The sequence below is a fragment of the Natrinema gari JCM 14663 genome (assembly GCF_000337175.1).
In the GTDB taxonomy this organism is placed as follows: domain Archaea; phylum Halobacteriota; class Halobacteria; order Halobacteriales; family Natrialbaceae; genus Natrinema; species Natrinema gari.
In genome coordinates, this window is the sequence record NZ_AOIJ01000064.1 from 1 (window position 1) to 12,812 (window position 12,812).

6 protein-coding genes are annotated in these 12,812 nt (G+C 59.5%); 1 reads left to right on the plus strand and 5 read right to left on the minus strand.

The window, feature by feature from the left end; translation table 11 throughout:
• Positions 1 to 56: 56 nt before the first annotated feature.
• Genes C486_RS16605 through C486_RS16615 form a run of 3 tightly spaced genes read right to left on the minus strand, consistent with a single transcriptional unit; the run spans position 57 to position 8,581 of the window.
• Positions 57 to 2,018, minus strand: coding sequence for a hypothetical protein (locus tag C486_RS16605; protein WP_241432536.1), 1,962 nt, complete (start codon positions 2,016 to 2,018; stop codon positions 57 to 59).
• A gap of 6 nt (positions 2,019 to 2,024) precedes the next feature.
• A complete protein-coding gene (locus C486_RS16610; RefSeq protein WP_049910651.1) occupies positions 2,025 to 5,840 on the minus strand; it encodes a helicase-related protein in 3,816 nt (1,271 codons plus the stop codon).
• Positions 5,841 to 5,845: 5 nt separating this feature from the next.
• Positions 5,846 to 8,581, minus strand: a complete 2,736-nt coding sequence (locus tag C486_RS16615; RefSeq protein ID WP_049910652.1) for a hypothetical protein — start codon at positions 8,579 to 8,581, stop codon at positions 5,846 to 5,848.
• A 606-nt stretch (positions 8,582 to 9,187) separates the two neighbouring features.
• Between C486_RS16615 and C486_RS16620 the strand changes: the two genes are divergently transcribed.
• Positions 9,188 to 11,428: a DNA cytosine methyltransferase gene (locus tag C486_RS16620; RefSeq protein ID WP_241432537.1), complete on the plus strand. Its 2,241-nt coding sequence runs from the start codon at positions 9,188 to 9,190 to the stop codon at positions 11,426 to 11,428.
• A 140-nt stretch (positions 11,429 to 11,568) separates the two neighbouring features.
• On the opposite strand, the gene C486_RS16625 is transcribed toward C486_RS16620, so the two are convergent.
• Positions 11,569 to 11,994: a hypothetical protein gene (locus C486_RS16625; RefSeq protein ID WP_008458152.1), complete on the minus strand. Its 426-nt coding sequence runs from the start codon at positions 11,992 to 11,994 to the stop codon at positions 11,569 to 11,571.
• A gap of 341 nt (positions 11,995 to 12,335) precedes the next feature.
• Positions 12,336 to 12,467: a carotenoid oxygenase family protein gene (locus tag C486_RS22495; RefSeq protein WP_241432538.1), complete on the minus strand. Its 132-nt coding sequence runs from the start codon at positions 12,465 to 12,467 to the stop codon at positions 12,336 to 12,338.
• Positions 12,468 to 12,812 lie beyond the last annotated feature (345 nt).

Below are 12,812 nucleotides of genomic sequence, written 5' to 3' on the forward strand. Positions count from 1 at the left end.
GTCTGATCAATGGCTGGGTGTTGGCTGGACATAGGTTGAAACGAGAGGCGGGAAGGCTACAGTCGCCAGAACCCTTCGATAGATCGGTCCGTGTTGGGTCGGCTCCCGAACAGGTAGTCCCGACAGAGGACCTGGTTGAAGTACGAACAGCTGATTTCACTCACGTGGAGACAGGACAGACAGGCCCCGTCACGCTGTGAGCAGACTGGGTCCATCATACACTCGTTCCCGTGGGCTTTCGCCTGGCCTAGGAGTTCGTCTAGTTGCTGTTCGACCATGGTGGTCATCCCGCCGATATTGAACTCCTCCCGGTTGTTGGTGTAGATTACCAGTGACAGCGCTCGCGGGAAGAGGAACTCGCTCAGGTTCGTTCGGTCGAACCCGCTGATTGTGCTCGCCTGCTTCAGCAGGATGTGTGAGAGCGTGTGCAGCATCTCGAAGACGTATTTTGTCACCTGACCTTCGACAGTATCGTCAGTGGTCGTGTCGAACCGGCCATACTGGTCGACGGGGTCGAGGGGATTCAGCAGGAACGCCCACTGCTCGGTCTCAGAGAGATCTTCTATAGCCGCCTGTGCCCGCTCGATATCGCCTTTCTCAGGGTTCTCCGGGAGGGAAGGAAGCGTGATACTCCCCCGAACCGCATCTTCGTCGCTTGTCCCCGGGATATTGACGGCCAGCCAGAGCAATACGGCAGCTGGGTCGAGATCAAACTGCGTCGCCTCGGTTTCTGAGGTATCGACGAAGATCGGAGTCCCATCACCGCTGCTTGCGTTCTGGGAGAAGGCATTTAGCCGGGCTTCATCCTCCTCACGGCCACCGCGCGTGTACCCATAGACGAATGTCTGGACGGGAAAGTCCTCGATGACGCGAACGTCCCTGAACCCGAGGCGCTCGAGGTCGTCGGTGTAGGTCGAGATCTTGTCTGCCTTCTGGGGGAACCCCTCATTGCGAGCGTCTTCCTCTAATTCGTCGATGGTGTGGGCAGTGAGTTCCTCGAGACTGAGCACGTACTGGAGGAGCTCGTCGCCGGCGTCAGTCATCTCCTCGGCGTTCTCGCCCGCGTCTAGGTCAATCAACTCCGTGATGACTTCACCGACGGTCTGGCTGTCAATCTCGCCGTGCTCTCGGAGCCAGTCTTCAGCCTCGTCCAGTGAATCGACGCCGGGTTCGGTCTGATAGACCTCGATCTTCCGGTCATCGTCGATTTCGGCGCCCTCTATCCCCTCATTCATGTCGACGGCCTGCAGTGGGGAGTCAGTGAGCCTGAGGTGCTTGGCGAGTGCCTTCCGTGAGCCGTCCTCGCTCCCGCGGAGGTGCCCGATACCCGAGGTGTGCAGATTCACCGTCGTCAGGTAGTGCGGGTAGTACGTCGAGCCCGCACGGTGGACGGTCGTGTACATCTTGTCCTCGTCCGGATCGTCTTCGTACGCCGGCGGGACGTAGTCACAGCCGCAATTCTGGTAGTAGCTCACCCGGGTATCCCATCCACAGATGTTACACCGCCATTTGAAGTTCTGCGCGCGCTGGCTGTCCTGGGTATCGAGGATAATGTGCTGATCGCCGTGCTCGGGACACTTTTGGGGGTACAGCCGCCTGATTTCCCCGCAGCTGTGGACGCTGGCGAACTGGTACTGCTTTAGGTCGCCGTTGCAGCCCGAACGCTGGCACTTCAGCGCTTGGTTCTTCCCGCTGAGATCATCCGCGGAGTAGTACCCGTGAGCCTTCTGGCAGCTCGTGCAGTAGAAGGTCGTCGGGAAGGGGCGAGCACGCACTTCCTTGGGAGCGGCGAAGTCGTAGTGAGACGGGTTGCTCGAGGTGAAGCCCTGTTCACGCCCGTCCCAGTTTTTCGCACGGGCAAACACGCGGTCGACGATGTACTCCCGGTCGACTTGACTGCTCGCGTCAGTAGTTTCGAGGCGGTTCACCTGCCAGATGCCGCGCTTGTCGCTGTAGTCGAACGTGTTCCCCGGAAGGAACTGATACAGGATCTGCTGGCGGCTACGTTCCATACTCATTGTTGGTCACCGGTTGTCCATGGTCTCGAATATCTCTCGGTAGCGGTACTCAGACCGGATTGGGAGCTGCTCGTCGACGTCCCGAAGGCTGCGCATCGGCGAGCGCTTGATGCGGCCACTTGTCCACTGCTCGTCGTCGAGGCGAAGCTGCGAGAGGGCCTCTTTCGTGAGGTCCTCGATATCGCCCTGGAACTCTTCGTGGTCATCAGGATTACCGAACATCCCCAGCATCTGCTGGCGGAGCTCTCCCTCGTCGACGGAGGCAGCGAACTCTTCGGCGTTATCACCGAAGTAGAGGTTCCCGACGCCCTCGCGGTACATGTAGTGGTTGAGTAGCAGTCCCATGAACAGGCCTGGATGGGTCTGTTTGACGCTGTTTTTTGCCCAGCGGTTGATCGGAACGGGTTCGACCAGCCGATCGAGGAAGGCGTGGTACTTCTCGAAGAAGTGGTAGTGACTCAGGTCGCGTTCCCTGATGGGGTGTGCCACGTTGAACACAAGCCCGGGCCGCGACCGGCCTGCACGGGAACTCGCCTGGATGTATTCAGCAGTCCCGCGGGGCATTCCGAAGAACGTCATCATGTTAAACCGGTCGACGTCGACCCCATGGGCAATCATGTTTGTCGCCGTGATCGTGTTGAGCCGGCTCGCCAGCAACCAGGCGAGCGCCTCGCGCGTGTCCTCGCTCGCACTGGCGCGCTCGATGTCGAACTGATCACTGTTGACGACCTTGTTCTCCTCGTTGAGGCTAGCCTCGAGCGTACTCCGGAGTGAGAGGACGGAGTCTTTCACGTCCTCCTCTAGCACCCCGCGTTCGATCAGCCGGTTGATGATCTGTTCATCGGCTTCCTCGTCCCAGGGGTCCTCCACGATGTCTAGGACCTCCATGATGGTCTCGAAGCCGGTCCCACCGGTCATCCGCTCAGAAGCCAGCGGTGGTCGGCCGTCTTCCTGGAGATAGGTGTCGAGCTGGGAGACGATGGACTGGTCCAGCCGGTCACCGTCTTTCTTCGACAGGAGATAGGTGATGCTGGTGCTGTAGTAGCTGAGCAGTGCCAGCACCTCGTCAATCGAGTCGGCCTCAAGCGGTGCCGACGTGTCCGTCCCCTCGAGTACAGCCCCCGTCAGCACCTGACTCGGCTCGTTCAGGGACTTGCGGAACAGGTTCTGGACCTCCCTGTGGTAGTAGAAGAGGAGATCGATGATGGAGTTGATGTGGGTTTTCCCGTGGGGAACCAGCCCGATGTAGTAGCGCTGGGTCTCTGCCCGCTCCTGTGCGTAGAAGTTCTCGCGCAGGTACGGCCCGGGCGAAGGGAAGCGCTCGGCTGGCCGCATGAACAGATTGTGCACTTGGTCTTCGAACCCGGTAATCGTCGCAGTCGGCGCAATCACCTTCGTCGTACCGGCTTCGACGAGTTCCTGTAGCTCAGCAACCCCGGTCTCGTAGTGGCCGTCGAAGCTCCCCATGCTCTCCTCGAGCAGGTGGAGCTCGTCGGGGACCATCAGCGACGGTGCAGGGTCGTAGGGCTCGACCGGACGGGCCATGTCGAGGAAATCATCTTGGTCGATCGGACAGCCGTACTTCTCGGTGCACTCCCCGAGGCTTGCGAACCCGTGGATGGGACACTCAAGCGTCATCTCACCCGTGACGAGGTGAGCGAACTTCCGCTGATAGCCGATAGCCGTGATCTTGTCGATCGTCCCGGCGATGATAGTCGGTGCGTACCGGTAGAGCTCGTTGTCGACGACGTGGACCGGGAGTTCTTCCTCGGCGTACGTCTCACCAGAGTCAAGCGAGCGCGATTGCCACGGACAGTCGAAGCTGCTACCTGTACAGCAGTGGGTCAGCCGATGGTCGTCTTCCGTGATTCGGACCTCGATATCCGCTCCGCAGGCCGGACAGCTGGGAACGACCTTCGCCTCACGGCGGAGACTCTCTCCAGATGAGCCCTGATACCGCTGGTGGTTGTTGTTGTCGTACCCGGTGAGGGCGTTCGGCGTGTTCGCCTTGCCGACGAGGTAGCCCATGGAAAACGGGCGGGAGGGGTGGGAGCCGATATCTGATTGTTCGCGGCGAACGAGGTCGGCGTACATCACCGTCTCCGTCATCCGTTGGAACTGCTGGAGCGAGAGGAGCCGAAGCGGGAACTTCGTCCATGCGGTCATGCCGAAATCCTTCCCGCGGAGCCGGTCGAAGAACATACTCCAGACGGCGACCCCAAGGAACGCTTCGGTCTTCCCACCGCCCGTCGGGAACCAGAGTACGTCGACGACGTCGAGGGGTGAATCGGCGTCCTCCGCGTGGTCCTCGGTCGACCCATTGCGCCAGTCGACGTCTGCCCACTCTTCGTACTCACGGCTGGCAACGTCGGGCACCTCCATGACGATGAACACCAACTGGAAGAGGCGCCAGCCGGAGAACTCGTGCATCCGGTCCATCGCCTCGTTCATCAGCTCGAACGCACGGCCGACTGTTTCGGGGTGCTGACGGAGGCACTCGATCCCGCGTTCGAAGCGCTTGATCTCGCGCTCGAACGCATCACGGTCGTCGGTGAAGTCGGCTAGGTCGCCTGTCTCGGGATCGTCGTCCCAGTCTTCGCGCTCCCGATACTGTTCGAGCGCGGTGTCGTACTCCTCGCGGAGGTACTGCCGCATCTCGGCGGCAATGTCGTCGAGGGTGTCGAGACCACTGTCTTCCAGGTCCGCGAGCACCTCGAACGATGCGTCGACGTTGCGGTCTGCGGATTCGTAGACGAGCTGGCGATACTCCGGGATGAACTGCGTCTCCAGCCGATTCGCCGTCGGCGCGGCGTCAGGAGCGCGACGGCCGGGCGGGACCCCCTCCTCGTTCACCTCTTGGTCGTTGCGCTCGGGTGCTGTGACCGTGCAGTTGCGCCCGTGACCCCAGAGGTCGCGGTTGTACCGGAAGTCCTCAGGGAGCGGGTCGAATGTGAAGGGGACGAACTCGAGATCGCCGGTCGTCTTCAGTTCGAGGCCCACCTCAAACAGGGTCGGGTCCCGGATGGTGTAGATGGCGTCGTCACGCGACTGAACCGCCTCGTTCGCGATTTCGAGGTCGACGATGGTGCTGTCGTCACCGTTCTCCTCGTCGGCCATCACCCCGACGATCAGGCTGGCGTGCCAGTCGGGGAGAACAAGAGACCCCTCCGCAGCGCGTTCAGCGAGGTAGCCACGGAAGCTCTCCTCGTCTTCCAGCGCGGCCGTCGGGACGGTGTCGTCATCGTCCGTCTCGGCGTAGAGGTCGTAGTTCTCCCGAGCATACTCACGGGCGTCCGCAAATGCTGTCTGGAACGCGTCGCGGGCGCGCTCTTGGACGACATCCGGAGTCGTCCGGCTCGGCGTCTGGAGCGCAGACGCCGGGATCTTGATCGGCGGTACGTCGAGATCAATTCGTTCGAAAACCGGGAGCAGGCTGTCGCCGTCGTCGTCTTCGTCGCGGTCCCCGAGTGCGACGAAGGAGTCCCGGTTCACCATCTCGTCGTACGTGGGATTAACCCGCACCCACACACTCGCGTTGACCGAAAGGATCAGCTCGTCGCCTTCGGTGCCGCCTCGTACGCGGACGGTGGCGCCGAGGCCGGTCGGCTGCATCTTCGACTGCAGGTCGTCGTCCGGATCGTCGAGCTGATCCTCGCTTTCGGGCGCCAGCGCGCCTGCGAAGAACCGGTCGCTGGGAAAGTCCCGCTGGACCCGTTCGTCAATGTCGCCACGAGCCTGTTTCAGCACCGTCTCACGGAGGTGCCGGGCAATGCGTTCATCGTCGGCCGGGGGTTCAGTCCCGATACCGTTTCCTGTTGTCATACTGATCACTCGGTAATCCGGTCGAGCTGGTCGTCCGGAATAATGGTCGGCATAATCGTGGGAGCGAGAGCGTTGATGCTCTGGGTTACAACCTCGGCTGTTATAAGGCCCGTGTCATCGAAACTCGTACCGTACTCGTCGACGTAGTCGCGGTACATGGTGATGGTGTAGAACACCATCGCGAGTTCGTAGTGCTGCTCGACGAACTCTTTCCACGTGTCCTTGACGTTGCGCTTGACGATGAACGACCGGAGTGCGGCAGCGTCCATGTTGATCGTGAGTGAGAGGCCACTGATGGTGCTATCCTGACTTGGATCGAGGTGTATCAGCGTGTGTTCGTTGAAGTTCCTCGCATCATCTGCGTTGAACTCCTCTGGATTAATTGGCTCACCATCGTCGTTGATTCGCCAGTTCTCTTCGTGAACGTACGCGATGTCGGGCATCTCGAAGCCCCAGTCGTCGGTGACACCGTCGTTGCCTGCCGTCCCTTCGCGGTCGCTCGCGCTGGCGCCGTCGTCACCGGACGTGTCGGTGGTGTCTCCCTCACCGTCGCTCTCGCTCTCGGAAGGGGAGTCCCGACTGTCTGTCGCCTCGACGTACTCGAGCTGGCAGCGTGCGGTGAGTGAGGCAGTATCGACGTTCACGCCGCCGTCGGTGGCGACGTCGGCCTCCACACATTCCGGATAGGCGTCGGTCGGGTCGTCGATCGCCGAGCAGTCGCGCGGGTCCGGCCGGGTCAGCTCGACCGACAGGGACGTCTCCTTCCCAGGGTCGGCGTCGTCGGCCGGATCCACGGTCAGCGTGAGCAGACCATCCTGAAGCTCGATCGCGCGTAGCTGCTCGGGGCACGAAACCTCGAGCGTGCCCGAGAGGACGTCCCGTGTGAGGTAGTCGTTCTGAGCGTCCGTGGCGAACCGAACTGTCGCCGATCCGTTGACGGGGGTCTCGACGGGCATGGGCTCGTCGGCCTCCCAGAGGACGTGCTCCTCGCTCCCGGGGTTGTACTCCTCGATGGGGACGAGAAAGGTCGGGAGCTTCGGCGCGTGCGGCGCGTCGCCTCCGTTTTCGTCACCACCCGAGGTGTCCGTGTGGTCGGAAAGGTTGTCGTCGTCGGACTCAGGCGCGGACTCGTTCCCACCGTCACTCGGACGGATGCGGGGTGCGCGGATCCGTTCGCCGGTGGCCATGAAGTTCCCGACCTCCGGGTTCCGATCGATGAACTCAGCGAACGTGTCGGTGTCGGTCGCCGGTTCGGCGTTTCCACGCTGGGCCCGTCGTCGTTCCTCTTCCTCGGTGAGCAGGTCACTTCCTTCGAGGGCATCCTCGAGGGCGCTGAGGAACTTGTTGGCCTGTGGAGAGTCCTTCAGCGTATCTCGTGACGGGCTGAACATGTTCACCATTCCGAGGTTCGCGAGATCGTCGAACTCCGCGATTACGACGGTCTCAGAGGCGACCTTCGAGTAGCCCAACGACTTCAGGAAGTACTCTTTCTTGCTCCCGTGGGTCTGGCCGTTGATGGTGAGCATCACGGCGTGGTCCTTCTGGACTCCCGTACGTCCGGTAGCGTCTTTGTGCGTCGAAGTGCCGGACACGAACTTGCTCTTCTCGCTGGCGGCGTCACCGAGTTCGTCGTCGTCTTTGAAGAGCAACACGGTGATGTCGCGCTCGCCTAGCGTCTCCGATCCCGTATCCACGGTGAGGTGCTTTTTCCCCTCGAGGAGGTGCTCGTTGCCGTCCTCCAGTTCTTGGCGGAACCCTCGCGTGTAGCTCTGCGGGAACTTCGAGTTGTACCGGAGGTCAGTCAGCTGGATGGGGTACGGTGAGTCGACGACTGCCCGCTCGAACTTGTGGCGGAACCCCTCGTTGCCGCTGATCATCGTCCGCGAGGCGTTCGTCTGGTAGTTGTATACCTTGACGAAGGCGCCGTGGTTCTGGGGGTCTGGCGTCGTGGTGTTCTTCTCGAAGTCGTACTTCTCGGGGTAGCTCTCACGGAATTTTTCCGTGAGGGCCCCGCCGAACGTCCCGTCGAAGATGGGGAACTCGCCGTTCACCGTGAGGTACTCCACCTGACTCTTGTTGGGCTTGTCGTGGATCAACGTCCAAGACCACTCGCCCGGCTCATGAACGGACGCACTGGCGATGAACTTGAATGCCCGTTCGTTGTACTCTTCTTCGATGTTTCCGGCGAACTGCATTACGGCCGTGCTCCCCATACCGTACTGCCCCTGCAAGAAGTCGTACTCTTGCTTTTTCAGCCCGGGCGCGTGCAGCCCGACGAAGTCGTCGAACTCCGAGCGGGCTTTCCCCTTGCCGTTGTCACGGACCGTCAGATTGAGCAAGTTCCCCTCCTGCGGTGCGTAGCCGTCGGCGACGATCTCGAGTTCGGCGGCGTCGAGGTCGACCCAGTCCGACTGTGCGGCTTCCTTCATCGAGGAAGCGCTCGGATCGTCGCCGATCGCGAGGGCCTCTTCGTAGAAGCGAAGGGTGAGCGAGTCCTCCGCGTTCAGCGGCAGCTCCGAGAACGCCGCCATCGGGGAACTCGCCTGCGTGTAGACGTCAGAGTAGTTGTTCTCGTCGCTGCCGAGGGGCATCCAGTAGATCTCGTACGCTTCCCCCTGCTTAGAGAGGAATTCTTCCAGTTCGTCGATGACCGCTCGGACCTCGTCGGGGCTATCAGCGGTCAGCAGCCGTTCGGCGTACATCTTGGAGCGGGCCCCTGAGAGCCGCACGGGCTTGCTCATACGTTTCCACGCTCCACGGGACCGAGGCCGAAAGCGTTGTTCGGACGGTGCTGCGTCGCCGCAGTGGCCTTGTGTTGGACTGTAGTGGTGCGGACCATGCTTGACTATCAGACCCCGCCCTCATAAATATTCGGGCGGGGTCTGAGTAGAGTTGTTTCGCTAATCGCGCTCGCGGGTGCGAAACGCGCGAACGAGCCCACACGCGCCGTGCGCGCACGTGCGTGTAGCGCCGATGGGTAAAGTCACGACCACGAGACAAACGGATGCTACCCGTTCTCAGAGTCTGGATCGACTGTCCCTGACGGCTATGCCTGTGAATACGCACATCCGCTATTGAGTTGACAGTCCTCACAACTGGGGTGCGCGTGCGTACAGTGAAGAGCGCCGAGGTCGAGGAGTGCGAAGTTGAACGATCGGGTTAGGGTTCTACTGATTGGAACAAACGGATCGAGGATCTTGTGGGTTGGTCTCGACCTAGGCGGAAAATTTGTTTGGAAAGACAATTACTCCAGCAAAGGTAGTGGCCGAACGATCGTGGGAGGTATTTGGAATAAGTAGCATCTGATTTTCCTGGAGTTTATCCTTGGTGACGAAATAACACTTGGTATGACTGAATCGGTCACGTGTTCCGATTCGCCGATGGCGCTAGTGCGATCAGCGCCAACTAGGGAACGTGACGCCCATCGACAGCTACTCTTCGGCAATATCAAATTCCTCATTGACACGCTGACGGCAGCCCATATGCGTAAACAGCAAATGAATCCGGTTGGCTGTCCCGAGTCGACGCCAGAGTGCTTGGCGCGGCAGCGCGGAAAAAATGGTGACGATTGCCGATACGCGATGATTGACTCTGCTCAGGGTGAAACGCCCAACGAGCTCTGCCCCTGCGATGACCCGCTCTGCGGGAGCGACGATCCGCTGGATGCCGTAGCTGCGGTCGTCCTAGGACCTGCCGTCAACGCCCCAGCGGAACGTTTCTTCCAGCGCCAACCCAGACGAACCGTCAGGGAACTCCGGGAGCAACACGGGAACTGGGAAACGCTCGCTTCGATGGACCACGATGAACTGTCAGAGGCACTCCAAGATGCCTGCTCACTGAAGGGAATAAGCAAGGATCGGATTTCCCGTCTCGAACAGCTTCTCGTGGCCGTTCGAGAGACCGATTATACGGACGGGGTGACGCTCCGGGACTTCTCGAGGGTGCAGTACCAGAACTATGTAGACTTCCTCACGAGTGTCCCCGGGATTGAACAAGATGATGGGTGGTGGCTTCTACAGACAGCCTTCGATAAGCCTGTCTGGCCGTCTGACCCGTGCGTTGATGAGTTCCTGTGTGCCCTCGGTTTGCTCGATCCAGAGGACCTGCATTCGGCGGAGAGTCGTCGCCATGTGCTCGAAGAGGAGCTGACCGACCGTTTGATCGCTCCGCTCTATCGGGCACTCGCCACGCACGCAGTCACTGCAGGAACGGATGTCTGTGGCGAGGACTGCGAAATCCGGAAGTTCCTGCTCACACACCGCCTGCGACAGCAACAGATGGAGCGGAATGAGCCAACCGTTGTCGACCTCTTTTCGGGGGCCGGTGGCCTTTCGTGTGGATTACGGCAGGCGGATTACGATATCAGGTGGGCGATCGATATCGATACGGACGCCGTAGCGACGTATCGACTGAACCACCCCGAAATTCCACACCGAAACGTCGTCTGTGGGGATGTCCGCGAGGTCAATCTCACGGCGCGTATCCAAGAGTCTGTAAGCGAGCCCGATCTGCTAGTCGGTGGCCCACCGTGTCAGTCGCTCTCCAAAGCGGGGTACCGGTCGCGTCGAGGAGACGACGAGGACTACAGCATTCTCGATGACGACCGGACGACCCTCTACACGCAGTACGTGAAAGCTGTCGAGGAACTCCGGCCAAAGGCCATCGTGATGGAGAACGTCGAGGGGATGGTCAATGAGGTAGGAGATACTGACATCCGGGTCATTGACTGGGTGATAGAGGACCTTGAAATGCTTAGTGAAACAGGCCCCGGTTATGATGTCGAGTACAAGCTACAGGACATGACTGAACTCGGCATCCCGCAAAAACGAGAACGGGTGCTTCTGATCGGGATCCGCGACGACCTCACAGAGAGTGCAACAGCAGATGATCTGCTGAATGAACTCTCGATAGAAGGCAAAACACAGAGTATCCAGCAGGGGCTCTCCGGACTCCCCCGTCTTCGGCGAGGGGAGGGTGGAAGACTCCTCCCGAAGACGGGACGTGGCTTTAGGAGCGACTACGTGCGTACTCATAATCTCGATTCTGGAACCAGCCTCTGTTTCAACCATCAGGCTCGAGATCACCCGATGGAGAAAGATCAGATTCTATTTGATAAGGCCCTGAGTCCAGGTGATACCGGATGGGATGTGAAGTATAATTCTGACGGAGAATATTCAGAATATGTCGAATACGACGTCGGGACTGCCGAAAATAAGAGGTTCGGGGATAAGTACCGTATGCTTGAATGGTCAGAGCCATCCCCGACGATCGTGGCTCATCTAGCCAAAGATGCGAATAGCTACGTGCTGCCAGATTACTACAAGCATGCACGTCCAAGCCCCGACCGCGCGGATCCAGAGCGAAATCGTGGTATTACCCCTCGCGAGGCGGCACGGTTACAGTCCTTCCCGGATGACTACATCTTCTTGGGACCCTTTACGAGCTGGTTCAAACAGATTGGGAACGCGGTACCACCGATTGCAGGGAAACGAATTGGTAAAGTGCTCGACTCTCTCATTGAAGTTGCAGAGTCCCCTGCAGCCAATACAGATGCATCAAACTCTGGTAAAGCGGTTTCCGACGACTGAATCGGGTTGATTCCTCGGAGACTGTGAGCAAGTACCACGTGGACCCGATATGAGGAAGGACCCTTCGTTGTGTACTAGCGACTAGACGAGACCTACAAGAGCGGCAAGAGTAGGAATCACAGTACGTCGATTTCTAAGGATCACTTCCCTGTCGCTGGTTCGAAGTCGACGATGAAGGTCTCATCGTCCTGAACTCGGAATAAGACTCCGAACTGATTGCCTTCCGGATCAGCTACCGGGTATAGGCGTTCCCCTGTATCAAGGGTGAGGACGGGTGGTCGATAACCAAATGAATCCCAATCTCGGTACTCCATCGCTTCCGCTGACATAGGAGCTAGATTAGTGATCATGGAGCCGGTGAGATCGTCCCACTCATCAACCCCCTTTGTCTGGAAGATTCCTGGTCTGTTAGTCTCGGTATCAGTGACAGGAATCAGTAGCGATCCATCACCGAGCTCGAGGACCACCGACTCACTAGGTACGTCAACTTCCCACTCTAATACTTCGTGCTCCCTTCCAGCCAGCTTTTGCACGTCCAAGATTACCTGGCCCTCGATGTCGTCCATACCTCGTCCGAGGGATACCTCCCGGATAAACATTACCAGCACTTTGCAGCCAAGCGGAAGGCAGAGAGAAGTGTCTCGAGCGCCTCGGGATCGAAGGCGACCCGGCGCGGGTCTCGGTGAGTGCGACGTGTTCGCTGTCAATGTGGGTGACGTGAACGTTCACATTGTCGGTCAGATAGAAGACTCCTAGAGCGGTTGTGGCCTCGAGGATGCGGCGCCAGCCACGCGTGTCAGTGCCGAACTGGCCGGTCAGCCGACCGACCATTGTGTCCGCGTTGGGCATCGGTACGGAGGAACCAGTTCGAGCAGCGGAGCAAACCGTCGTAGAAGGCGGAGCATCGCTAGAACCAGTGATTGGCGCGGCGATCACTGACCTCGAAGCCGGCGGGGCCGTTGCGGATCAGCGTCCCAGAGAGCCAGTCGGGGATAGGGCTCTCGGCCGTCGGGTGGTGGTCGTGAACTTCGGTGGTCAACAAGTGAAAGCCAGCGCTGGATACTGTAACAGCCACACATTCAGATGAAATAGCAATCAATCCTTCGTGCACGTTGATCCGGATTACGTGATTCGAGCTGTTTTACGAAACTAGTACATTCCCCATCGTGAACAGCTAGGTTAATATCAACCGTTCAAATGTTCTGCTGTCTTCGTGAGAGAGTTCGGCAACGTGCTTTTTCTCTCCTATTTACGGAGATAAGCTCTCAGAGCTTTTGGCTTTGGCAGGTCAAGGGGGCGCTGTTTCGTTAAGCGTGAAAAGTGAGGCGGCACGATTTTGTGGTGCCTATGCCAAAAATCGACCGCCTCAGCGGGTGTAGCGACT

Bases quoted from the DNA above. Each gene is read 5' to 3' on its own strand.
- C486_RS16605 (WP_241432536.1), bottom strand. From the start codon at position 2,018: ATGAGTATGGAACGTAGCCGCCAGCAGATCCTGTATCAGTTCCTTCCG.
- C486_RS16610 (WP_049910651.1), bottom strand. From the start codon at position 5,840: ATGACAACAGGAAACGGTATCGGGACTGAACCCCCGGCCGACGATGAA.
- C486_RS16615 (WP_049910652.1), bottom strand. From the start codon at position 8,581: ATGAGCAAGCCCGTGCGGCTCTCAGGGGCCCGCTCCAAGATGTACGCC.
- C486_RS16620 (WP_241432537.1), top strand. From the start codon at position 9,188: ATGACTGAATCGGTCACGTGTTCCGATTCGCCGATGGCGCTAGTGCGA.
- C486_RS16625 (WP_008458152.1), bottom strand. From the start codon at position 11,994: ATGGACGACATCGAGGGCCAGGTAATCTTGGACGTGCAAAAGCTGGCT.